Here is a 22761-nt window from a genome sequence, read left to right as displayed (position 1 = left end):
GCGGCCCGCCCTACGCCCTCTTGGTCTTGCGCTGCGTTTGCAGATAGGGCGCCAGATAGCGGCCGGTGTAGCTGCGCTCCACCCGCGCCACGTCCTCGGGCGTGCCCTGCGCGACGATCTCGCCGCCGCCGGTGCCGCCCTCGGGACCGAGGTCGAGAATCCAGTCGGCGGTCTTGATGACCTCCAGATTGTGCTCGATCACCAGCACCGTGTTGCCCTGGTCCACCAGGGCGTGGAGAACCTCCAGCAGCTTTTCCACGTCGGCGAAGTGCAGGCCGGTGGTCGGCTCGTCGAGGATGTAGAGGGTGCGACCGGTCGCGCGCCGGCTCAGCTCCTTCGACAGCTTGACGCGCTGCGCCTCGCCGCCCGACAGGGTGGTGGCCGGCTGGCCCACGTGGATGTAGCCGAGGCCGACCCGTTCCAGCGTCTCCAGCTTGTCGCGGATGGAGGGCACGGCCCGGAAGAACTCTTTGCCCTCCTCGACGGTCATGTCGAGGACGTCGGCGATGGTCTTGTCGCGGTAGAGGACCTCCAGCGTCTCGCGGTTGTAACGCTTGCCGTGGCAGACGTCGCAGGTGACGTAGACGTCGGGCAGGAAGTGCATCTCGATCTTGATGACGCCGTCGCCCTGGCACGCCTCGCAGCGCCCGCCCTTGACGTTGAACGAGAAGCGGCCGGGGCCGTAGCCGCGCGCCTTCGATTCCGGCAGGCCGGCGAACCAGTCGCGGATCGGCGTGAAGGCGCCGGTGTAGGTGGCGGGGTTGGAACGGGGCGTGCGGCCGATGGGGGACTGGTCGATGTCGATGACCTTGTCCAGATGCTCCAGCCCGCGCAGATCGTCGTGCTCGGCCGGGTGTTCGCGCGCGCCCATCAGCTTACGCGCCACCGCCTTGTAGAGGGTTTCCACCACCAGCGTCGACTTGCCACCGCCGGACACGCCGGTGACGCAGGTGAAGGTGCCCAGCGGGATGCGCGCCGTGACGTCCTTCAGGTTGTTGGCGCGCGCGCCCGTCACCTCCAGGAACTGCCCCGGATGACCGGGGCGGCGCACCGCCGGCACGGCGATGGCGCGGGTGCCGTTGAGGTACTGGGCGGTCAGGCTGGCGGGGTTCTGCTGCACCTCGGCCGGGGTGCCGCGGGCCACCACGGTGCCGCCGTGGGCCCCCGCCCCCGGCCCCATGTCGACGAGGTAGTCGGCCGAGCGGATGGCGTCCTCGTCGTGCTCCACCACCAGCACGGTGTTGCCGATGTCGCGCAGGCGCTTCAGCGTTGCCAGAAGGCGGTCGTTGTCGCGCTGATGCAGGCCGATGGACGGTTCGTCCAGCACGTAGAGCACACCGGTGAGGCCCGAGCCGATCTGCGAGGCCAGGCGGATGCGCTGGCTCTCGCCTCCCGACAGCGAGCCGGAGCCGCGGGCGAGCGTCAGGTATTCGAGTCCGACGGCGTTGAGGAAGCCCAGGCGCTCGTTGATCTCCTTCAGGATGCGGTGGGCGATCTCGCGGTCCTTGGGGCGCAGATGGTCGTTCAGGCCGGCGAACCAGGCGCCGGCTCCGGCGATCGACATCTCCGCCGCCTCGGAAATGTGCAGCCCGTGCACCTTCACCGCCAGCGCCTCGGGCTTCAGGCGCGCGCCCTTGCAGGTTTCGCAGGGCTGGGAGGACTGATACTTCGACATCTCCTCCCGGCTCCAGGCGCTGTCGGTCTCGCGGAAGCGGCGCTCCAGGTTGTTGACGATGCCCTCGAACGCCTTGTTCGTCTGGTAGCTGCGCAGCCCGTCGTCATAGGTCATGGTGATCGGCGCGCCGTCGGAGCCGAACAGGATGGTGCGCCGCACCGCCTCCGGCAGGTCGGACCACGGCGTCGTCATCGCCACGCCGAAGTGCCGGCAGATACTCTCCAGCGTCTGGTCGTAGTACTTGGACGAGGAGCCGGCCCACGGCGCCACCGCTCCCTTGGCCAGGGACAGCCGCTCGTCCGGGACCACCAGCAGCGGGTCGAAGTAGATCTTGGAGCCCAGCCCGTCGCAGGCGGGGCAGGCGCCGAACGGGTTGTTGAAGGAGAACAGCCGCGGCTCGATCTCGGGGATGGTGAAGCCGGAGACGGGGCAGGCGAACTTCTGCGAGAACACCGTCTGCTCGCCCGAATCGGCGTTCTCCACGAACACGATCCCGTCGGCCAGGGCCAGCGCCGTCTCCAGCGAATCGGCCAGGCGGTTGCCCAGCCCCTCGCGCACCACCAGGCGGTCGACCACCACCTCGATGTCGTGCTTCAGCTTCTTGTTGAGGGCCGGCACCTCGTCGATCTCGTGCATGGTGCCGTCGATTCGCACGCGCTGGAAGCCGCGCTTGCGCAGGTCCTGGATCTCCTTGCGGTACTCGCCCTTGCGGCCGCGCACGAAGGGGGCCAGCAGCAGCAGGCGCGTGCCCTCCGGCATCTCCAGGATGCGATCGACCATCTGGCTGACGGTCTGGCTCTCGATGGGCAGGCCGGTGGCGGGGGAATAGGGGATGCCGACCCGCGCCCACAGCAGGCGCATGTAGTCGTAGATCTCGGTCACCGTGCCAACGGTCGAACGCGGGTTCTTCGATGTGGTCTTCTGTTCAATCGAAATGGCCGGCGACAGCCCTTCGATCGATTCTACGTCCGGCTTCTGCATCAGTTCCAGGAACTGGCGGGCGTAGGCCGACAGGCTCTCCACGTAGCGGCGCTGCCCCTCGGCGTAGATGGTGTCGAAGGCGAGCGAGGACTTGCCCGAACCGCTCAGGCCCGTGATCACGATCAGCCGGTCGCGCGGCAGATCGACGTCAACGTTCTTGAGGTTGTGCTCGCGCGCACCGCGGACGCTGATGAACTTGTTCATGGAGTGTTCTTAGCCCAAGATCGAGCCGAAGGGAAGACCGGAGCAACTCGCCCGGCCATGGGCCGGGCCGCAAGGATATGGACGGGACCGCCCCTGATTGCCACCGGCGCGGGGGAGCCCTGCGGCGGGCGCAGATTACCGCTTGGCGGCGGGCCGGGATCTGCTATAGTCGTTCTCTTAATGTTCTTGTCCGGCGGAGCATCCCGGACCGGTGCCGGTTGTCGGGTTGACCGGTCGGGTTGACCCGCTGGCGCGGCCATGCTTCGTTGCGGCGACGGGTGAGCGAACGGGCCGGCGAGGGCGCCGGGACACTCGCAGGAGGAGTTGTTTTGCCATGAACGTGTGGACCTTTACCGGGCGGCTCGGCGCGGATGCGGAACTGCGCACCGTCCAGAGCGGTGAGAAGGTGCTGGGCTTCCGCGTCGCCAACGACGTGGGCTTCGGCGAGCGCAAGACCACCCAGTGGGTCGACTGCTCCATCTGGGGCCGCCGCGCCGAGGCGCTGTCGCCGCACCTGACCAAGGGCAAGTCCGTGGTGGTGTCCGGCGAGGTCACGATCCGCGAGTACGAGAAGCGCGACGGCACCCGCGGCGCCGGCCTGTCGGTCCGCGTCGCCGAGATCGACTTCACCGGCGGCGGCCGCGACGAGGGCGGCCACGGCGGTGGCGGCGGCTACGAGTCGCAGGGGGGCGGCGGTGGCTACGGCGGCGGTGGCGGTGGCCGCGGCGGCTATGGCGGTGGTGGCGGTGGCCAGGGCGGCGGTGGCGGCCGTCCGCCGGCGCACAACGACCTGGACGACGAGATCCCGTTCTAAGGGCGGACGAACCCGGACCGATGGTCAAACGGTTTTGAGCACAAGGCAGATCTTTGTCATTTGCCTTGTGCTTGCATATCCGCTCGCCGGGAAGTCCGGCGTGCCACGGGCGGACTCCGGAAGAATTGAATCGGTCAAATTGCGCATATCAGCTTGGCGGCAGGGATGGCGATCGACCCGAGTGATCGGACGCTGCGGCGGCGCGCAAAGGAACTGTTTGAGGCGGCCGACGCGGAAGTCGACGACGATTCGCGCGGGCTGTTGCTGTTTTATGCGATAGAGTGCGGGCTGAAGGCCCTCTATATGGATCTTCACAAGTTGGCCAGGGCATCGGCGGCAAATGCACAGGCCGTTCCGGCAAGGTCCTTTGGGCATCGTATCGACGACCTGATAGCAGCCCTGAGAATTCCGATGCACCGGATACCGAGCCGTCCGCCGCACCTGCAACTGCGCGGCGGCGGGTCTGTTCACGTTTCGGACCTGCACGAGGCGTGGCGCTACGGAGAAAAGATCGTCGTTCATGCGGACGCGGTCGCATGGCTCCGTCAGGTCGCGTCGTTCGTGAGAGAGGAACTGAGATGACCATTCACGATTCCTTGATCGACGCTCTGCCGGAAAGTGTGAGCCCGATCACGTGGGTGGATATCGCGCGGCGCCTTTCGATCATTGAACCGGCAACCGCCGATTGGCTCGACCGGCCGGCCGGTCTGTCGGGGGCGCGGATCGACTGGCGCGGTGCCCTGTTCATCGTCCGGAACCTCGAACGCGACCGCGAAGCGGTCATGACATGGCTGGAACGCCTGTTACCGCACCGCATTGATGCCGGCGAACCGCCGGCGATCATGTTGGACGGCCCCGCCCACAGCGCGCGATTGGTGATCGAGTTCGAAGTCGACGATGGTCCCGATCGATGGCCGCGTGTCAATCTCGGCGCCGTCGAAAGCACCCTGGATTTCGCTGAGCGGCCCGAACCGCCGGCGACGAATCGGCCGGTGCCGGTCCTCGTCTGTCACAGCATCAAGGGCGGCACGGGGCGCACCATGACCGCGGTGGCGACCGCGATGGCATGGACGGCGCGGGCGAGACGCCCGATACTGCTGGTCGATGCCGACCTTGAGGCGCCGGGCATCAGTTACATGTATCGAAATCATCGAAGAGAGATCGAGGTTTCTCTCGAGGATGTGGTGGCCGTTGCTCATGCCGACTCTCCGGAGACACGGGGCGATACGGTTGCCTGGGCCGCCGGAAAGCTGGCTGGTCAACAGATCGGCGATCTGAAGATCTTGCCTCTTCGCCGGGATCTCGACGAGCTTGCAAGCTCTTCCATTCGTGCCGAACATCTGGCGTCGCCGCAGCATCCGCACGCTTTTGTCGATCTGCTGTCATCGATTGCCGATCGATGCGGATGCGCCGGTGTCGTCGTGGACGCCAGGGCAGGGCTTGTGCCGCTGGCGGCGCAATTGATCCTCGATCCCGACGTGTTCCGGATCTTCGTGACCACGCTTTCCGGCCAGTCGCTGGAAGCAACGGCGGCGCTTGTTCGCTTCGTCGCTCGCGAACTCCGCCGGCAGAAGACACGGCTGTCTCCACCGCTGCTTGTGGTCAATCGCGTCCCCACCGTGATGCGCGAGGTCGGCCAGGACGAAACGTATCTGGCGCCTGTTCTGGACAAGATCACCGAATCCATACTCCTCGGCCATCGCGAGGAAGTGGGGGCGGATCAGCCTGTGCTGGAAGACGAAATCGAGATCAAGCCGATCTATCTGGCCCGGATTCCCGAGATCGCGGATCTTCAGATTACCTCCGCGCGCTGGGATGGCTACGCCGATCAAATTGACGCCGCGGGCTTTTTGAGACGGATCAAGGAGTCCGTGGAGCCCTGGATGCACAACGAGATGTTCCGTGCGTCGGACGCATCCACCCTGACGTCGCCGGATATGGACCTGCGGGACCGGAGCTTGTCGGAACGCCGCGCCCGTCTGCACGAGTTTGCGGGCAAGCACGTCGCTGCCGAGACGGCCGATCAACCGATAGCGCGGCCTTTGTTCACCGGGGCCATGCGTGCCATGGCCACGGCGTCCCCGGCCCGGGTTCCCATCATCGTGATGGAGGGCGCAAAAGGGGCGGGCAAGACATTGACCGCGCGCTTCGTCGTCAAGCAATCCAACTGGCGCTCGGTGGTGGAATCGATCCAGGGTGCCGCTGCGGGCGTCGATGCTCTCGTGCTGCCGGTCCTCGGATCGGTTCAGGCCAGCGAGATGTTCCTGTCGGAGATCGACCGGCAACGGGGGACCGTCGCCGGGAGCTTCCGCTTGCCACCGCCGCCGGGGGTTGGCCGGACCCGTGAACTGCTCAGGGATTTCGTGCAGCGCGGTGTGCCGGACTCCGATTGGACCCGTATCTGGCTTGACGTCATCGCCTGGAGCGCCGGCTACGACGTGGGGGCCGAGGGAGCGGGGGGCCGGTTTCTGGACGTCCTGCGCGCGTCGGACCGCCGTTTGGTTGCGCTCGTGGAAGGTGTTGAAGAGTTGTACGAGGTGGCGGCCTCTCCCGCCCTGCTTCCCATGCTGAGATCCCTGCTGATCGACCTTCCGATCCGGCTGCGGGGGGAACCCGGCCGTCCGATGGGTCTGATCGCGTTGGTCCGCCGCGACACCGTCGAGGCCGGCGTCGTCCAGAACCGGGAACAGTTTCGCGCATCCTACGCCGATTTCGCCCTGACCTGGACGGAAGGCGACGTGCTGGAACTGGCCGCTTGGCTGGCGACCAAAGCCGGCGCCCTGGATGTCTGGACACCCGACTTCCGCACATGGCCGGACGCGAAGAAGGAGGAGGCGCTTGAACCGTTGTGGGGTCGAAAGCTGGGGCGAACCGAACGGCCGGGTGAGCGCATCAAAGAGGCCTATACGGCAAGCTGGGTGATCGCCGTCCTCTCCGATCTGCAGGGGCGGTTCGTTGCACGGGATCTGGTCCGCTTCCTCCATTATGCCGCGGGCAGCACGGCGCCGGCCGATGTCGGGCTCTATGGAAGCCGGCTTCTCGTTCCGGCCGCCCTGAAAGCAGCGGTACGGCCAACGAGCGAGAAAAAGGTGTCGGAAACCGAAGAAGAGATTCTTGAGCTTCGCCCCGTGTTCGCGAAGTTCAAGGCGCAGCCCGAGAGCGTGGTCGCGCCGATCGAAGAGTCGGGGCTTGCGACGCTTGGGTTGAATGACGGAGATATCGCCGTGTTGCGTCGTCACGGCATCATCTTTGGCGACGCTGCGCCCTTTGAAGTGCCGGAACTGTTTCGCATGGGCCTCCGGCTCCGGCACGCCGGTGCCCGCCACAGCGTGCTGAACCTGCGGCGCCGTGCCCGGCAGCGCCTCGGCACCGGACTGTAGCGGAGCGACCGGGCCGGCGCAGTCAGGCCGGCCGGTCCTCACCGGGACCGGCTCCCGGCGCCTCCAGCGCCTCCCGCACCCGGCGCAGCGGCGTGTCCCAGTCGCCGGGGACGGGCTGGCGGAACAGGCGGGTGTTGGCGTACCACGGGCTGTCGTCGCGGTCGCGGAACCAGCGCCAGTCGGGGGCGTGGGGCAGCAGAGCCCACGCCGGGCGGCCCAGCGCGCCGGCCAGATGGATGGTGATGTTGGCGGTGGACACCACCAGATCCAGCGAGGCGATCAGGGCGGCCAGCCCGTCCAGGTCGCTCCAGGGATCGATATCGGGCTCCGCCACGATGTCGATGCCGGACGCGGCCAGGGCGGCAATGGGGCCGGACCAGTCGCCGTACTGCAGGCTGACCAGCCGCACCCCCGGCAGGGCCAGCGCCCGGGTCAGCCGATCCAGCGGCAGGTTGCGATCGCGGCCATATTTGGGGTTCGTGGTGTTCCAGGCGATGCCGACATGGAGCCGACCGGGGTCCCGCCGGGCTCGCAGGGTGGCGGTGCGGGCAGGATCGGCGACCAGCGCCGGGCGCAGTCGCCGGAAGGCGGCGGAGTCCGGCAACAGCCGGCGCGGCAGGCTGCCCGCCGGAACCTGCGCCGCGATGTCCGGGGCCAGCAGCCGCGGGTCGGGCGGGTGGACGCGCGCCGCGACCGTCACGCCGGGGAAGGAGCGGGCGAACAGCGGCACCAACCGGGGATCGCACTCCAGCGCGCACCGGATGCCCCTGTCGTCCAGCAGTGGCAGCAGCGTCGCGAACTGCACCTCGTCGCCCACCCCCTGCTCGGACCACACCAGCAGCCGTCGCCCCTCCGGCAGCGGCCCGCCGCTCCAGAACGGCTGCGGGAAGCGCCAGCGGGCGGCGGCCATCCGCGGGTCGGCGTCCCACCGCGCCTCCCAGGCCGCCCACCCCTCGGCCAGGCGGCCGGCGGTCAGCAGGGCCAGCGCCCGGGTCACCCGGGCATCGGCCAGGGCGGGGGCGAGGGTCAGCGCCGCCTGCGCCGCCGTCACCGCGCCGTCGGGGTCGCCGCTGCGCAGGCGGGCATCGGCCAGGTTGTTGAGCACCGCGGCTTCGTCCGGGGCAAGGACGGCAGCACGGGTCTGCACCGCAACCGCCGCTGCGAAGCGGCCGGTGCCCTTCAGCACGTTGCCCAGATTGTTCATCGCCTCCGCCGACGCGGGGGAAAGGGCGAGGGCGCGGCGGAACGCCGCTTCCGCGGCGTCCAGGCGACCGCTGTCCTTGGCGGCACAGCCCGCGAGGTTCCAGCCGTCCGCATCCGCCGGGGTTAGCCGGCGCGCCGCCGCCAGCGCGCGGCCGGCGGCGGCGGGATCGCCGGCCCCGTAAAGCATCCGCCCCAGGGCGAGAGCGGCGCCGGCCTCGTCGGGGGTGAGGCACAGCGCGGCGCGCAGCGCGCCGGCGGCGTCGCCGGGGCGTCCGGCGGCGGCCAATGCCTCGGCAAGGGTCAGCCGCACCTGCGCCGCTGTGGGCAGGACGGCGGCGGCGTGCCGCAGGGCCGCGACGGCGCGCTCCGCGTCGCCGGCGCGCAGGCGGCGGACGGCGTAGTTGTTGAGGACGGCGGCGGCGGCGGCCGGCTCCAGGTCCGCCGCGGCGGTGAACTGTTCCAGGGCGCCGTCATGGCGACCGAGGGATTCCAGCACATCGGCCAGCGCCGCGCGGCGGTCCGGCGACGCCGGGTGCAGATCCAGGGAGCGGGCCAGGTGCACGGCCGCGTCGGCGGGCCGGCCCAGCGCCCGCAGCACGCTGGCGAGGTTGGCGTGATAGTCGGGGTGGGAATCGTTGGCGGCAACCGCCCGGCCCAGCAGGTTACACGCCTCCTCCAGCCGGCCCCGCTGGGCGGCCAGCAGGCCCCGCAGGTGCAGGGCGTCGGACAGGTCCGGTGCGACCTCCAGGACACGGGCATAGAGATCATCGGCCTCCTCCAGCCGGCCGGACTGGTGGAGATCGAAGGCCCGGAGAAGTGCGTCACCAACCGTCGTCATGGATCCGTCCCGCCGCTGCGCGTCCGGGGACGCTAGGGCGCGACGGCGTCGTGCGCAATGGCCGCTGCGCCCGCGCCCGCCCGTCCCGCCCACCCTCACCCGAAGAGGACGGGGCGGGCGGGCGGACCGGCACGGCGCCGTGCTCAGGCGCGGGTCGGCTGCGGTTCGCCCGGCATCGGGTCCGTCGCCGGCGGCGGGACCTCGGGCGGGACCTCGGGGTTGGGCGGCACGCGGGGTTCCGGCGCCGGAGGCGGCGTCCCCGGTTCCGGCGTGGTGGGCCCCGGCGGGGGCGGCACCTCGCCGGGCCCGGAGGTCATCGGGTCCGTCACTGCGCTTCCTCTTCGATCGCCTGGCCGCCGGCCTGCATATCCTCGCCGAAGCCTTCCATGGTGTTGCACGCGCCGAGCAGCGCGGTGGCGGACAGCAGGGCGCCGATCAGAACCGCCGGACGGAGCATTTCCCAAACGCTGCGAGACATGGAGATGAACTCCTCATCATGGGGAAGAATGCCGTGTCAACGCTTGCCGCGATGGCGGTGTTCCGCACCCGCTGCACGGGAAGGTGGTACTCCGTCGGAACAGATGCGGGGGTGGCATGCGCCGGCCGGTAGCTGCGACGGCTTGACGCAGCGGCCCGCGGCGTAAAGATGGGCGGCTTTTCAATGGGTACAACTCGATGACCGCCGACGTCCACGCCACCACCCCCGCCGACCGGCCCGCCGTTCCGCCCGATGCTCCGTCCGGGCTGCGCACGCACGTGGTGGAGACGGTGCGCCTGGCCGCGCCGGTGATCGTGTCGCGGGCCGGGCTGATGGTCATGCTGGCGGTGGACACCGCCATCGTCGGGCGCTACGGCGCGCAGGAGCTGGCCTATTTCGGGCTGGCCCACCTGCCGGCCAGCATGATGATCCAGTGCGGCGTCGGGCTGCTGCTGGGCACCATCGCCATGACCGCCCATGCGGTTGGGGCCGGCAACCCGCGCGAATGCGGGGCGGTGTGGCGGCGCTCCGTGCCCTACGCGCTGCTGCTCGGTGTGATCATGGCGGCGCTGTCCTTCCTGGTGGAGCCGCTCTATCGCGCTGCCGGGCAGGCGCCGGACGTGGCGGCCGGCGGTGCCGCGGTGACGGCGGTCCTCGGCCTGGGCATGCCGGGCATGCTGCTGTACGTCACCACCGGCTTCTTTCTGGAGGGGCTGAAGCGGCCGGTGCCGGTGATGCTGACCATGCTGGCGGGCAACGTGCTCAACGCCGCACTTGCCTACACGCTGGTGTGGGGTGCCTTCGGTCTGCCCGCCCTGGGGGCGCTGGGGTCGGCCTGGGCGACCACGGCGGTGCGCTGGTCCATGGGGCTGGGGCTGGTGGCCTATGTGCTGTGGGGGATGCGCGACGCCGAGGCCCGGGGGGTGCGCGGCAGCCTGAAGGGCTGGTGGCGCGACGCCCGGCGCCAGCGCACGCTGGGCTACGCGGCCGGTCTCAGCCTGTCGGTGGAAAGCCTGGCGTTCGCCTCCCTGGGGTTCTTCGCCGGCATGATCTCGCCGCTGGCGCTGGGCGCCTACACCATCGGCCTGAACCTGATCGCCCTGCCGTTCATGGCGGCGGTGGGGCTGGCCGCTGCCACCGCGGTGCGGGTGGGCGTGTCCTTCGGACGGGACGACCGGCGGGGCATGGCGCTGGCGGGCTGGACCGGGCTGGGGGTCACCAGCGTGTTCCTGGCAGGCATCGGCGTGGTCTATGCCCTGGTGCCCGAGGCGGCGGCGGCCGTCTACACCACCGACCCCGCGCTGGCGGCGCGCGTCGCCCCGCTGATCGCCTTCAGCGCCTGGGTCCTGGTGGCCGATGGCGGGCAGGCGGTGATGGGCAACGCCCTGCGCGGCCGCAACGACGCCTGGGTGCCGACGCTACTGCACTTCATCTCCTACGCCGTGGTCATGATCCCCCTGTCCGCCTGGCTGGCCTTCGGCCTGGACCGCGGGGAGCGCGGACTTTTCGAGGGAATTCTGATCGCGAGTGTGGTATCGGTGACTGTCCTTTCGCTCCGCTTCGCGTTGCTGTGCCGCCGGTGAATGGCGGCGCGCGCGCTGCGCAGGGAAAACGCTCGATCGGGGGGAGTGGTGGTGCCGTAGTCAGGATCTCCGCGGTCAGGAGCCGCCCGCTCCCCCCCGGAGCCCCGTCGTTCCCGAAGACCCGTTCCATTTCGAAGCGTTGTGTGCATATGCGAAAGCTGGTAAAAATCCCCATATTATCGGGCAGGTCTTGCATCCGGGGCGGGTCCCCGGCGCCGCAGCCTTGACGATCCCGTAAGACGAGTTTGGCTTCTTGAGCACGACACCGCTGCCCCCCGCTTCCGACATCGCGCCGGTCACCATCGAAGACGAGATGCGGCGCTCGTATCTCGATTACGCCATGAGCGTGATCGTGAGCCGCGCCCTGCCGGACGTGCGCGACGGGCTGAAACCCGTGCACCGCCGCATCCTCTACGCGATGAAGGATGGCGGCTACGATTCGACCAAGCCCTACAAGAAGTCGGCGCGCATCGTCGGTGACGTGATGGGTAAATACCATCCGCACGGCGACGGCGCGATCTACGACGCCATGGTCCGCATGGCGCAGGACTTCTCCATGCGCCTGCCGCTGATCGACGGGCAGGGCAATTTCGGTTCGATGGACGGCGACCCGCCGGCGGCCATGCGCTACACCGAGGCGCGGCTGGCCAAGGCGGCCGAGGCGCTGCTCGACGACATCGACAAGGATACCGTCGATTTCGGTCCGAACTACGACGATTCCAGCCGCGAGCCGCTGGTCGTCCCGGCGCGCTTCCCCAACCTGCTGGTCAACGGCGCCGGCGGCATCGCCGTGGGCATGGCGACCAACATCCCCACCCACAACCTGGGTGAGGTGATCGACGCCTGCTGCGCCTACATCGACAACACCGCGATCACCGACGACGAGTTGATCGAGCTGGTGCCGGGCCCGGACTTCCCGACCGGCGGCCTGATCCTCGGGCGGTCGGGCATCCGCTCCGCCTATCACACCGGCCGCGGCTCGGTCGTGATCCGGGCGAAGACGGAGATCGAGGAGGTCCGCAAGGACCGCCTGGCGATCATCGTGTCGGAGGTGCCCTACCAGGTGAACAAGGCCAAGCTGATGGAGCGCATCGGCGAGGTCGTGAACGACAAGGTGGTGGAAGGCATCGCCGACCTGCGCGACGAATCCGATCGCGACGGCGTGCGCGTGGTGATCGAGCTGAAGCGCGACGCGGTGCCCGACGTGGTGCTGAACCAGCTCTACCGCCACACCCAGCTTCAGACGTCCTTCGGCGTCAACATGCTGGCGCTCAACGGCGGCCGGCCGGAGACGATGACGCTGAAGGCGATCATCGCCGCCTTCGTGGAGTTCCGCGAGCGGGTCATCACCCGGCGCACCGAGTTCCTGCTGGGCAAGGCGCGCGAACGGGCCCACACCCTGGTGGGCCTTGCGGTGGCCGTGGCCAACCTGGACGACATGATCGCCCTGATCCGTTCGGCGCCCGATCCGACCTGGGCGCGCGAGGAGATGGTGGCCCGCGAGTGGCCGGCCCTCGACGTGGCGCCGCTCATCGAACTGATCGACGAGCCCGGGCGCGGCGTCAGCGCCGCCGGCACCTACCGCCTGTCGGAAGACCAGGCCAAGGCGATCCTGGATCTGCGCCTGCACCGCCTGACCGGGCTGGAGCGCGAGCGCATCGCCGGTGAGCTGAAGGACGTCACCGACCAGATCGCCGACTATCTGGACACCCTGTCGAACCGCCCCAAGCTGCTGCACATCCTGCGCGAGGAGCTGGTGGAGATGAAGGTGCGGTTCGGCACGCCGCGCCGCACCGAGATCCAGGACGTCGAGTTCGAAGCCGACATCGAGGACCTGATCCAGCGCGAGGACATGGTCGTCACCGTCAGCCAGTCCGGCTACGTCAAGCGCACGCCCCTGTCCACCTACCGGGCCCAGCGCCGCGGCGGCAAGGGACGGTCGGGCATGAGCATGAAGGCGGAGGACGCGGTCTCCGACCTGTTCGTGGCGTCCACCCACACCCCGCTGCTGGTCTTCTCGACCCGCGGCATGGTCTACCGCCTGAAGGTCTACCGCCTGCCGCTGGGCAACCCGCAGAGCCGCGGCAAGGCGTTCGTCAACCTGCTGCCGCTGGAGGAGGGGGAGACCATCTCCACCGTGCTGGCCTTGCCCGAGGACGAATCGACCTGGGGCGACCTGCACGTGATGTTCGCCACCTCGAAGGGCAACGTGCGGCGCAACCGCCTGTCGGACTTCGCCAACATCCGCTCCAACGGCCTCATCGCCATGAAGCTGGAGGAGGAGGGGGAGCGGCTGATCGCCGTGCGCACCTGTTCGGAATCCGACGACGACGTGCTGCTGGCGACGCGCCAGGGCAAGTGCATCCGCTTCCCCGTGCCGGACGTCCGCGTCTTCTCCGGCCGCACATCGACCGGTGTGCGCGGCATCCGTCTGGGCGAGGGGGACGACGTCATCGCTATGTCCATGCTGCGCCACGTGGAGGCGACGCCGGACGAGCGCGCGGCCTATCTGCGCATGCGCCGCGAGAAGGGGTTGGACATCGTCGGCGAATCGGCTCCGGAAGGCGACGGCGAGGCGACGGGTGCGATGACGCTGCCGCCCGAGCGCTATGACGAGCTGGAGCGGCTGGAGCAGTTCGTCCTCACCGTCTCGGAACGGGGCTACGGCAAGCGCACCTCGTCCTATGAGTACCGCACCGCCGGGCGCGGCGGCATGGGCATCTGGAACATGGAGATGGGCGAGCGCAACGGCGCCATCGTCGCCTCCTTCCCGGTGACCGACGCCCATCAGGTGATGATGGTCACCAACGGCGGCCAGGTCATCCGGATGCCGATCCACGACGTCCGCCTGGCCGGCCGCAAGACGCTGGGCGTGACCCTGTTCCGCGTCGACCCGGACGAGCGGGTGGTGTCCGTCGCCCTGATCGAGGACGAGGACGGCGACGGGAATGGGAACGGAAACGGAAACGGAAACGGAAACGGGAACGCCCGAAACGACAACGGCACCGAACCCAACGGGGCCGGCGAGGACAACGCTCCGGAAGCCCCCAACGCGTGACACGAGGCGGAAGGAACCTCCCATGGCCAAGCGCCGAATCGGGGTCTACCCCGGCACGTTCGACCCGATCACCAACGGCCACCTGGACATCATCCGGCGTGCGTCGCGCTTGGTCGACCATCTCATCGTCGGCGTTGCCCGCAACGCCGGCAAGGGGCCGCTCTATTCCACCGACGAGCGGGTGTCCATGGTCCGGGAGGACGTGGCGGCTCTCAACAGCGGGGCCAGCATCGAGGTTCGCGCCTTCGACACGCTGCTGATGCATTTCGCGGTGGAGATGAACGCCTGCGTTATCATCCGCGGCCTGCGGGCGGTGTCCGACTTCGAGTACGAATTCCAGATGGCGGGGATGAACGCCCGCCTGAACCCGAAGGTGGAGACCATGTTCCTCATGGCCTCGGAGAAACACCAGTTCATCTCCTCGCGCTTCGTGAAGGAGATCGGGCGGCTGGGCGGCGACATCACCCATTTCGTCAGCCCCCTCGTCGCCGCTCACCTGCGCGAACGCTTTGCCATCGAGGCCGGCAACGGCGACACCAGCAAGCGCGTGCAGACGCTGAAGGAGTAGACGCCGCACGGGCGCCCGGCAGCCGGTTGACGCCGGGCCGCCGCCGCGCCACTTGCCGTACGGCAAAGGTTGACCGGAGGGCCGCACCGACCTATGGTGCCGCCCGCCCGACCCCTCGGGAGCGCGTAGCTCAGCCGGTAGAGCAACTGACTTTTAATCAGTAGGTCCTGGGTTCGAATCCCAGCGCGCTCACCACATTTTGGACTGGGCGTCAGTCGGTTTAGACTTGGTGCTCCGCCGCTGTTCATCGCAGCGGCGCAACCCCGATTCGCCCTCGGCCGGCGGGTGATGTAGACTCGGGGGAGGCGATGGAGCGAACCATGGATGACGAGCTGAAGGCGATGCCGGGCCGGCTGGTGTCCGCGTTCGAGGCGGAGCGGTCGGAGAACGCGCGGTTCCGGGCGGAAGTCCGCGCCCGCCTGGACGGCCCGGACAAGCGCCTTGACGACCAGGGCCGCATCCTTGCCGCGCTCATTCCGTCCCGCATCGCGGCCGTCCCGCCTCCGGCGGCGGAGTAGCCCCGGCCCCTCACCCTTCCTCATGCCGCCACCGGCCGCTCCACCTCCGGTACCTCGATCATGACGGGGTCGTTTCGTCTGCCATGCCCGAACCTTGCGTGGGAATAGTGCCGGCCGCGGGCCGCTGAGGGGGGCCCCGCCGGCTCTCGTGGTTGGTTCAGTGCACGGCCACTCGCGAGTCACGCCGCTCCGGTCCGGCCCACGGGTCTGCCGCCCCCTCATTCCGACGGCGGCACGTTCATCGTATAGAGCAGTCCAAATCCCCAGGTCGGCGGAAGGTCCAGGTCGGCCCGGTGGAGGAAGGTGAGCCGGCCGGAACGGTGGGCGTCGCTCTCGGCCAGTTCGGTGTGGACGCTGCGCATGGCGTGCATCAACGCCAGTACGCCGTCGATGCCGGGTGCATCGCGGCTCTGCTCCCGGTCCGGCCAGGTGAGGGTCCATCGGCAGCGGTACTCGCCACCGGGGGCCGGCTCCGGCCGGCTGAACCGGGCGACGACCTCGGCGTCGCCCGGTTCGAACGTCGCTCGACGAAGGGCGCGTCGTCCATGGCGCATCTCCTGTGCAGGATTTCCGGGACACGTGATCCTACCGGACGACCGGGCCCGGCGCGCGCCCCGATCAAGCCAGGAAGGGCAGGGTGCTGGTGACGAGGGCGCCCAGCGAGTCCCAGCAGGTGCCGGCCGCACTCGCGGCTGTGGTCCAGGCGTCGGCCAGGCGGCCCGAGGCCAAAAGGTCGCCGATGCCGGCCAGCGAATCCCACGACGCGGCACAGGTTCGCGTCACGGGGTCGATCGTTTCGACGGCCGCGGGCGGCGCGGGAAGGGAAGGCGTGGTCATGGGAGTGATTCTCCGTCCCGGTCAGTCGGTGGCGGTGAAGTGAAGGCGGGCGGTGCGCTGCGCCTCCACCAGGGCGGCGGTCAACTCGGGCTCGGCGACGGACAGGCCGCGCCGGGCGAGCGCCTCGCGCAGCAGACCGAGCACGTCGTCATGCCCCGGTTCGCGATGATCCGCGGCGATGACTTCTGCCGCGAAACCCTCCATCTCGTCCGAGCCGTGGCCGAGGAGGCGACCGACGGACAACCCCAGGATCAGGTTCCGCCGGGCGACGACGTTGTGTTCGGTGGCATCGAACAGGCAGCCGGCCGTGGTGGGCATGATCTCGGCGGGCAACGTCATTCAGGCCTCCGCCATCAGGTCGGTCCGGGCCGGATCCACACCGGCCAGTTCGCAGAGGCGCAGGACGAGCGCGCGCTCCTCGCCATCGACGTGGCGGTCGGCGGCGGCCACCGCGCAGCACGCGGCAACCAGCAGCCCCGCCTCGCGGGGCTGGTCCCGTAGGCGGGCGACCTGCTCCAGCGCCGCCCGTTCGGCCGCCTCGCCGTCACGTTCGAAGCGCTCGACCGCGTCGTCGAAATGCTGAAGGACATCCTCGGGCGGGAACACCGCAAGCAGACCGTTCGTCCGTACGGCAGCCAGCATGCGCCGGCGTTCCCGCGGCTTCACCCAACCGTCGGCGAAGGCGACGGCGGCGCAGGCCATGGCGATGGTGTCAAGGAGCGGCTCCTTGCGCTGGGCCATGAATGCGGCCGAAAGATCGGCGCGGGCGGGCATCCACGCGGGGGATGGCTTTGGCATGGTACAAGTCTCCTGTGGGAGCCATGTGGAACGATGGCGCCGTCTGAGCCGGCGGCGATTGGCATATGTTGATGCATGGCAGATATTCAATAGACGTTCATCTAAGAATCGGACGGCACCTGACGGAGAGGCACGATGCACACCACGTTCCGCCAGTTGGAGGCGTTCGAGGCGACGGCCAGGCTGGGCAGCATGGCCCGGGCGGCCGAGGAACTGCGTCTGACGCAGCCGACGCTGTCCATGCAGATCCGAAAGCTGTCCGACGAGGTCGGGGCGCCGCTGTTCGATCATGTCGGGCGCACGCTGCGATTGACGGAGGAAGGGCGGGAGCTGCTGATCATGTGCCGCGAGGTTTTCGGCGCCGTCGCCCGATTCGAAATGGCGCTGGCGCAGCGCCGGGGCCTTCAGCGCGGAACGCTGCGCGTTGCCGCGGCCACCACCGGAAAGTACTTCGTGCCGCGGCTCCTCGGCGCGTTCTGCCGCCTCTATCCCTGCGTCGATGTGGAACTGGAGGTCGTCGGGCGGCCACAGGTGCTGGCGCGCCTGCGCGAGGGACTGGACGATCTCTATGTCTTCAGCCAGGTGCCGGAGGAGCCCGCGGTCGACGCAATTCCCTTCCGCGACGATGCGCTGGTCGTTGTTGCTCCGGCGGATCATCCTCTGGCCGGCCGCTCCGGCGTGCCGCTGGAGGAGGTGGTGCAGGAACCGCTGATCCTGCGGGAGCCGGGTTCGGGCACCCGCACGGCCGTCAACCGTCTGTTCGAAGACAACGGCCTGCGCCCGCGCGTGCGGATGCAGCTCGGCAGCAACGAGGCCATCAAGCAGGCGGTCATCGGCGGCCTCGGCCTGTCCATTCTGCCGCAGGTGTCCCTGGAGCACGATGACGACCGGCGGCTCGTCCGCGTCGATGTCCGGGGCTTCCCGATGCCCCACCGATGGTACCTGGTCCATCCCGCCGGCCGGTGTCTGTCAACCGCTGCCAGGGCCTTCATCGACATCGCGAAGGAACCGGTCTGAGCGCCCGATCGTGGATTCGCCACCAGGGGGATGCCGCACCGTGTCGATCAGAGAGCGTGGAGCATTCGGACGAATTCCGCCGTGCGGCAACAGGAACCTTGGCCCGGGGGGCAATGTGTGGTATTTCCGTTGCGTTCAAATGAATGAAGCCGATTATGGAGTTAATATGACGGCCGAAGACCGGAAAGACAATCTCGCCCGCTTCGACACCGCCAACACCCCCGTGCAGGACACGGAACCTGCAACGACCGATAAAGACAAGCCGCACACCGACGAAGACTATCTCCAGGCCGCTGCTCTGGCCCATCGTCCGGCTGCCATGTAGGGCATATCGCCCTCCGCACGAGCCGGCGCGGCTGCCGAAGGGCCCGTCCGACGCCGGCCCGTGCTTGCGGAGCGTGGCTCCGCTTCCTCTCCTGTTCGAGCATCCCCGGTTTGTCCGGGACGCGGCGTTCCGCACGATATCCTGTAACAGTCCGGCGTTATGGTCGCGCCCCGACCGAAGCTGCACGCCGAGACCGGCCATGAGCCGCACCCACACCACCGAACGCACCCTTTATTGCGCCTGCTGCGGGCGTCCGTTCCACCGCGCCAATCGGCGCGGGCCGGCGCCGCTGTACTGCTCGGCCGAGTGCCGCGGACAGATCCGGGTGCGCGCCCGTGTCTGGCGCGCCCGTTCAGCGGCGGGCCGGGGCCACCGTCACACCACGCCCGACGTCCGGCGGGCCTGACCGGCGTCGCGGAACGCAGCCAGGGCCGCCGCGGCGTCTCCCGCCACACTCGTCCAATCGCCGGGCGATGGTTGGCGGAACAGGCGGGCGGTGGGATACCAGGGGCTGTCCGCACGCTCCAGCAGCCATCGCCAATCCGGTCCGTGCGCCAGCAGAACCCACAGCGGCACGCCCAGGGCTCCGGCCAGATGGGCGGGGGCGGTGCAGGACGATATCACCAGATCGAGGTTTGCCATGATCGCCGCCGTGTCGGCGAAATCGCGGATCTCCGGACCGAGATCGGTGAAGCCCGGCGGCGCCGTGAAGCCCGCCAGCGCGTCGCGTCCGGGACCGACCTGTAAGCCGTAGACCCGCACCCCCGGCACCGCCAGGAGCGGCCGCAGCGCCGGCAGACCCGGTGACCGCACGCTGTCACCGGGAAACACCGGGTTGCCGGCCCACACCAGCCCGACTGCCGGCCCCGGTCCGGCAAGGCGCGGCCGCCACGCCGCGGCGCGCCGGGGATCGGCGTGCAGGTAGGGGACCCGGGCCGGAATGGTCTCCGGCGTCGTGCCAAAGGCCCGAGGCAGGCTCACCAGGGGGCACTGCACGTCGAAGGCGGGCAGGGGCGCGCCACGGGCAACCACCTCGGCCACACCCGTCACGGAGCGCATGAGATCCACAAGGTCCGCACCCACCTCCAGCACCACGCGGGCACCGCGCGCCGCCACCAGGGGCGCGTATCGGACGAACTGGATGGCGTCGCCGCGCCCCTGTTCCTCGTACAGCAGAATGGTGCGGCCGCTGATGTCGCCGCCCTGCCACAAGGGCTGTGCAAACCCGCGGGGCTTGGTGGGGAAGCCGGGAATCGACCAGCGCGCTTCGTAGCCTTCCCAGCCCTCGCGGTAGCGGCCCGCCAGCAGCAGCACCAGCGCCCGGTTCCAGCGGATCATCGGCTCGTCCGGCGCCAGCCGCTCCGCACGGTCGTGGCAGGTGAGGCAGTCGGCGATCCGGGCGGGGTCGCCGATGGCATTGGCGCGGTTGGCCATGGCGGCCGCCATGCCGGGGTCGAGGGCCAGCGCCCGGTCGAAGGCCGCCACCGCCGCTGCCGGCCGGCCGGACCGCCGCAGCATGCGGCCATAGAGATCCCAGGTCGCCGTCGCCTGCGGCTCGACGCGCACCGCCCGCCCGGCCACGGCGGCGGCCTCGGCCGGGGTGGCGGCCACCGCCAGCATCTTGGCCAGCAGATCGTGAGCGACCCCGAGACCGGGATCGAGCGCCAGGGCGGAGCGGAACGCCAGGGCGGCGTCCGCGTGGCGCCCGGCATCGCGCAGGGCGCGACCGAGATTGAGACGGGCCTGCACATTGGCGGGATCGAGTCCGATGACCGTGCGCAACACCGGCACCGCCTCCCGGTCGCGCAGGCGCATCAGCGCGATGGCGAGCTGGTGCCACGCCGCCGCCGTATCGGCGCGCAGGCGCACGGCGCGGCGCAGCCAGCGGGCGGCGTCCGCGAAGGCGCCGGCGTGGCGCAGGCTGGTGCCCAGGCGCAGCGCCCCCTCGCCCAGTTCGGGCTGCAGCGTCAGCAGCCGGCGCGCCGCCGCCGCCGCCCGGTCGTGCCGTCCCGCCGCCTGGTCCAGGGTGACCAGCGACAGGGCCAGCTCCGGAGACTCCGGGCACAGGCTCAGGGCGGTGTGGAACGCCTGCGCCGCCGCCCCGTCCCGGCCCAGCGCCCGCAGCACCTTGCCATGGTTGGCGTGAACATCGCCGGCACCGGGGCACAGGGCCGCGGCGCGGCCGATCAGCGCCTCGGCCCGGTCCAGCCGCCCGGACTGGGCGTGCAGCAGCCCCAGCAGGTGCAGGGCGTTGGGTTCCTCCGGCGCGGCGTCGAGAATGCGGCCGTACAACTCCTCGGCCTCGGCGGTGCGGCCGGCGATCTGGTGGTCGAGCGCGATGCTCAGCGCTTCCTGGAGAGTGGCCATGGGCTCCGCATTCCGCCTGATGGACAAGGGCGGTGCCGATTATGGGCCGGCGGAGACCGCTTGCAATGCCTGCCGCGCAGGCGGCGACGCCACGGGCGGAACTCTTACGTTCGTCATGGCTTTGTTGCGGCGGCCGCGGCGGTCCATTATACGCAGTCCATCTTTGCCAGCCGACGTCGTACGGTTGCCGGGTCCTCGGAGCGGAACGGTTGGAAAGGGGACGCAGAACGTACATAATTCCCGCCCGGCTCGACCGGGTGCCTCGACCAACCTCTTGCCCGTGTAATGCCTTGACCACTGGAACGGTGTTGTCGACAAGTCCTGCCGCGGAGATCGCGGACCCGGACAGTCCGGACGCGACGGAGCGGCCCGGCGCCGCCGACGCGGCGCGCATCACCGATGTGTTCGAACGGCGCGATCCCTTCGTGGCTGCCCTGCTGGACGCCGCTGTCGACGGCATCATCATCACCGACCGGCGCGGCGTGATCCGGTCCATCAACCGGGCCTGCTGCAACCAGTTCGGCTACGACGAGGAGGAACTGGTCGGTCGGTCCGTCACGGCGCTGATGCCGCCGCCGTTCTCGCGCGATCACGACCGGTACATGGACGGCTACCTGGAGACGGGGCGGGCCAGGATCATCGGCATCGGCCGCGACTCGCTGGGCAAGCGCAAGGACGGCACCGTCTTTCCCATCCATCTCAGCGTCGGCGAGGCGCGGCTGGGCAGCGAGGTGGCGTTCGTCGGCATCATCCGCGACATATCCGACCGGCTGGCGGCGGAGCAGCGGGCCAGCTTCCTGGCGCGCCACGACCCGCTGACCGGCGTTCTCACCCGCAGCGCCTTCCTGGAGGAGTGCGAAGCGGTCCTGCGCGACGCCGCCCACGACGAGGAGCGGTGCTACGCCCTCTATTCCCTCGACGTCGACCAGTTCAGCGATATCAACGAGGCGTTCGGCTTCCACGTCGGCGACGCGGCCCTGAAGGCGCTGGTGAGCCGGGTGACCGAGGTGCTGCCCCGGGAAACCTACATCTGCCGCATCGCCGCGGACGAGTTCGCCGCCCTGTCGCGGGTGCCCGACGCGGAGGTCGGCCGCACCCTGGCGGACGCGCTGCACGACCGGCTGACCGCGTCCATCTACGCGGAACGGCACTGGGTGCGCCTGCGGGTCTCCATCGGCGCCGCCGTCTTCGACCGCACCGTCGAGCGGCTGGAGGAGCTGAACGCCAAGGCCAAGCTGGCGCTTCAGTCGGTGCAGCACGACGGCGGCAACGCCGTCTGCTTCTACACCCCCGAAATGGCCGCGGCGGCGACCCGGCGCATGCTGCTGACCATGCATCTGGCCCACGCTATCGAGCGGGACGAGCTGCACATGGTCTTCCAGCCCATCGTCGACGGCCGCACCGGCACCGTCGTCAGCGCCGAGGGGCTGCTGCGCTGGAACCACCATTCGCTGGGCCCGATCTCCCCGGCGGAGTTCATTCCGGTGGCCGAGGAAAGCGGGCTGATCGTTCCGATCACCGATTGGGTGTTCACCCGGGTCATCAGCCACATGATCGCCTGGGACCGCGACGGCGTGCTGCCCGACCGCGTCTTCGTCAACATCTCCGGCCAGCAGTTCCTGCGCGGCAACCTCACCCACCGGCTGGAGGAGCTTCTGGCCCCGCACCCGTGCCTGCGCGGGCGCCTCGGCCTGGAGATCACCGAGCAGGCGGCGGTGCGCGATCTCAAGGCCGCGGTGCACACGCTGGGCGAACTGGCCCGCATCGGCGTGCAGGCGGCGATCGACGATTTCGGCTCCGGCTACTCGTCGCTCAGCTACGTTCAGCAGTTGCCCGTCGCCAAGCTGAAGATCGACCGCGCCTTCATCATCGGCGTTCCCCATGACACGAAGAACGCGGCCCTGGTCCGTGCCGCCATCGGCATGGCACACGGTCTCGGCCTCAGCACCGTCGCCGAAGGTGTCGAGTTGGAGGAGCAGAAGGATTTCCTGACCGCCATCGGCTGCGACCTGCTGCAAGGTTATCTGTTCGGCAGGCCCATGCCCCCCGACGCCTTCGCCGACCTGGTGCGCGCCCGGGCCGGCATCGCCCCGGGAGGCGCGGCGCAGGGCTGAGCG

Annotated in this window: 18 protein-coding genes and 1 tRNA gene; 11 read left to right on the top strand and 8 right to left on the bottom strand. The window is 69.6% G+C overall.

The window, feature by feature from the left end; translation table 11 throughout:
* Positions 1-10 precede the first annotated feature (10 nt).
* Positions 11-2860, bottom strand: a complete 2850-nt coding sequence (gene uvrA / locus G472_RS0103035) for an excinuclease ABC subunit UvrA (RefSeq protein WP_029007188.1) — start codon at positions 2858-2860, stop codon at positions 11-13.
* Between the two features lie 334 nt (positions 2861-3194).
* Here uvrA and G472_RS0103030 point away from each other — a divergent pair, with 334 nt between their 5' ends.
* The 3 genes from G472_RS0103030 (at position 3195) to G472_RS0103020 (ending at position 7054) form a co-directional block, all read left to right on the top strand.
* Complete coding sequence (locus G472_RS0103030; protein ID WP_029007187.1) at positions 3195-3674, top strand: single-stranded DNA-binding protein; 480 nt, start codon at positions 3195-3197, stop codon at positions 3672-3674.
* A gap of 165 nt (positions 3675-3839) precedes the next feature.
* Positions 3840-4256: a hypothetical protein gene (locus G472_RS0103025; RefSeq protein ID WP_156926965.1), complete on the top strand. Its 417-nt coding sequence runs from the start codon at positions 3840-3842 to the stop codon at positions 4254-4256.
* Entirely contained in the window at positions 4253-7054 is a 2802-nt protein-coding gene (locus tag G472_RS0103020; protein WP_029007185.1) for a KGGVGR-motif variant AAA ATPase, read from the top strand. Before G472_RS0103025 ends, G472_RS0103020 begins: the two co-directional genes overlap by 4 nt.
* Before the next feature lie 22 nt (positions 7055-7076).
* Here G472_RS0103020 and G472_RS30950 read toward each other — a convergent pair whose 3' ends face one another.
* Complete coding sequence (locus G472_RS30950) at positions 7077-9095, bottom strand: tetratricopeptide repeat protein (protein WP_051340233.1); 2019 nt, start codon at positions 9093-9095, stop codon at positions 7077-7079.
* Positions 9096-9420: 325 nt separating this feature from the next.
* Positions 9421-9573 carry an entericidin A/B family lipoprotein gene (locus G472_RS37865; protein WP_084536398.1) on the bottom strand — a complete coding sequence of 51 codons (153 nt, stop codon included), beginning with the start codon at positions 9571-9573 and terminating at the stop codon, positions 9421-9423.
* Positions 9574-9770: 197 nt separating this feature from the next.
* Here G472_RS37865 and G472_RS30945 point away from each other — a divergent pair, with 197 nt between their 5' ends.
* The 5 genes from G472_RS30945 to G472_RS0102980 all read left to right on the top strand — a co-directional run bounded on the left by G472_RS30945 (position 9771) and on the right by G472_RS0102980 (position 15300).
* Positions 9771-11156 carry an MATE family efflux transporter gene (locus G472_RS30945; protein WP_084536397.1) on the top strand — a complete coding sequence of 462 codons (1386 nt, stop codon included), beginning with the start codon at positions 9771-9773 and terminating at the stop codon, positions 11154-11156.
* 253 nt (positions 11157-11409) lie between these two features.
* A complete protein-coding gene (gyrA, locus tag G472_RS30940; protein ID WP_051340231.1) occupies positions 11410-14214 on the top strand; it encodes a DNA gyrase subunit A in 2805 nt (934 codons plus the stop codon).
* Positions 14215-14236: 22 nt separating this feature from the next.
* A complete protein-coding gene (gene coaD / locus G472_RS0102990; protein WP_029007183.1) occupies positions 14237-14782 on the top strand; it encodes a pantetheine-phosphate adenylyltransferase in 546 nt (181 codons plus the stop codon).
* Between the two features lie 119 nt (positions 14783-14901).
* Positions 14902-14977, top strand: a tRNA-Lys gene (locus tag G472_RS0102985).
* A gap of 125 nt (positions 14978-15102) precedes the next feature.
* Positions 15103-15300 (top strand): hypothetical protein, encoded by a 198-nt coding sequence (locus G472_RS0102980; RefSeq protein WP_029007182.1) that lies wholly within the window; start codon positions 15103-15105, stop codon positions 15298-15300.
* A 218-nt stretch (positions 15301-15518) separates the two neighbouring features.
* Here the strand turns inward: G472_RS0102980 and G472_RS0102975 are convergent, their stop codons facing one another.
* The 4 genes from G472_RS0102975 to G472_RS30930 all read right to left on the bottom strand — a co-directional run bounded on the left by G472_RS0102975 (position 15519) and on the right by G472_RS30930 (position 16935).
* Positions 15519-15854, bottom strand: a complete 336-nt coding sequence (locus G472_RS0102975; RefSeq protein WP_029007181.1) for a DUF6968 family protein — start codon at positions 15852-15854, stop codon at positions 15519-15521.
* A 64-nt stretch (positions 15855-15918) separates the two neighbouring features.
* Entirely contained in the window at positions 15919-16083 is a 165-nt protein-coding gene (locus tag G472_RS0102970; RefSeq protein WP_156926964.1) for a hypothetical protein, read from the bottom strand.
* Positions 16084-16158: 75 nt separating this feature from the next.
* A complete protein-coding gene (locus tag G472_RS36710; RefSeq protein ID WP_051340229.1) occupies positions 16159-16476 on the bottom strand; it encodes an ATPase inhibitor subunit zeta in 318 nt (105 codons plus the stop codon).
* Positions 16477-16935, bottom strand: a complete 459-nt coding sequence (locus G472_RS30930) for a TerB family tellurite resistance protein (RefSeq protein ID WP_084536396.1) — start codon at positions 16933-16935, stop codon at positions 16477-16479.
* Between the two features lie 135 nt (positions 16936-17070).
* Between G472_RS30930 and G472_RS30925 the strand changes: the two genes are divergently transcribed.
* Both G472_RS30925 and G472_RS38640 read left to right on the top strand, forming a co-directional pair.
* Positions 17071-17952 (top strand): LysR family transcriptional regulator, encoded by an 882-nt coding sequence (locus G472_RS30925; RefSeq protein WP_035690729.1) that lies wholly within the window; start codon positions 17071-17073, stop codon positions 17950-17952.
* 166 nt (positions 17953-18118) lie between these two features.
* Positions 18119-18277 carry a hypothetical protein gene (locus G472_RS38640; protein WP_156926963.1) on the top strand — a complete coding sequence of 53 codons (159 nt, stop codon included), beginning with the start codon at positions 18119-18121 and terminating at the stop codon, positions 18275-18277.
* A 375-nt stretch (positions 18278-18652) separates the two neighbouring features.
* On the opposite strand, the gene G472_RS0102945 is transcribed toward G472_RS38640, so the two are convergent.
* The gene (locus G472_RS0102945) at positions 18653-20644 is read right to left on the bottom strand and encodes a tetratricopeptide repeat protein (RefSeq protein WP_029007179.1); all 1992 of its coding nucleotides are present in this window, start codon (positions 20642-20644) and stop codon (positions 18653-18655) included.
* 308 nt (positions 20645-20952) lie between these two features.
* On the opposite strand from G472_RS0102945, the gene G472_RS30920 reads away from it, so the two are divergent.
* Positions 20953-22758: a putative bifunctional diguanylate cyclase/phosphodiesterase gene (locus G472_RS30920; RefSeq protein WP_245593370.1), complete on the top strand. Its 1806-nt coding sequence runs from the start codon at positions 20953-20955 to the stop codon at positions 22756-22758.
* The last annotated feature ends 3 nt before the right edge of the window (positions 22759-22761 follow it).

Source organism: Azospirillum halopraeferens DSM 3675 (assembly GCF_000429625.1).
Taxonomy (GTDB): Bacteria; Pseudomonadota; Alphaproteobacteria; order Azospirillales; family Azospirillaceae; genus Azospirillum; species Azospirillum halopraeferens.
This window is presented reverse-complemented; position numbering and strand designations above follow the sequence as displayed.

Bases quoted from the DNA above. Each gene is read 5' to 3' on its own strand.
- G472_RS0102945 (WP_029007179.1), bottom strand. From the start codon at position 20,644: ATGGCCACTCTCCAGGAAGCGCTGAGCATCGCGCTCGACCACCAGATC.
- G472_RS36710 (WP_051340229.1), bottom strand. From the start codon at position 16,476: ATGACGTTGCCCGCCGAGATCATGCCCACCACGGCCGGCTGCCTGTTC.
- G472_RS0102980 (WP_029007182.1), top strand. From the start codon at position 15,103: ATGGATGACGAGCTGAAGGCGATGCCGGGCCGGCTGGTGTCCGCGTTC.
- uvrA (WP_029007188.1), bottom strand. From the start codon at position 2,860: ATGAACAAGTTCATCAGCGTCCGCGGTGCGCGCGAGCACAACCTCAAG.
- G472_RS0103030 (WP_029007187.1), top strand. From the start codon at position 3,195: ATGAACGTGTGGACCTTTACCGGGCGGCTCGGCGCGGATGCGGAACTG.
- G472_RS0102975 (WP_029007181.1), bottom strand. From the start codon at position 15,854: ATGCGCCATGGACGACGCGCCCTTCGTCGAGCGACGTTCGAACCGGGC.
- G472_RS0103020 (WP_029007185.1), top strand. From the start codon at position 4,253: ATGACCATTCACGATTCCTTGATCGACGCTCTGCCGGAAAGTGTGAGC.
- G472_RS37865 (WP_084536398.1), bottom strand. From the start codon at position 9,573: ATGTCTCGCAGCGTTTGGGAAATGCTCCGTCCGGCGGTTCTGATCGGC.
- G472_RS0103025 (WP_156926965.1), top strand. From the start codon at position 3,840: ATGGCGATCGACCCGAGTGATCGGACGCTGCGGCGGCGCGCAAAGGAA.
- G472_RS30945 (WP_084536397.1), top strand. From the start codon at position 9,771: ATGACCGCCGACGTCCACGCCACCACCCCCGCCGACCGGCCCGCCGTT.
- G472_RS30925 (WP_035690729.1), top strand. From the start codon at position 17,071: ATGCACACCACGTTCCGCCAGTTGGAGGCGTTCGAGGCGACGGCCAGG.
- G472_RS30950 (WP_051340233.1), bottom strand. From the start codon at position 9,095: ATGACGACGGTTGGTGACGCACTTCTCCGGGCCTTCGATCTCCACCAG.
- G472_RS38640 (WP_156926963.1), top strand. From the start codon at position 18,119: ATGACGGCCGAAGACCGGAAAGACAATCTCGCCCGCTTCGACACCGCC.
- G472_RS30930 (WP_084536396.1), bottom strand. From the start codon at position 16,935: ATGCCAAAGCCATCCCCCGCGTGGATGCCCGCCCGCGCCGATCTTTCG.
- coaD (WP_029007183.1), top strand. From the start codon at position 14,237: ATGGCCAAGCGCCGAATCGGGGTCTACCCCGGCACGTTCGACCCGATC.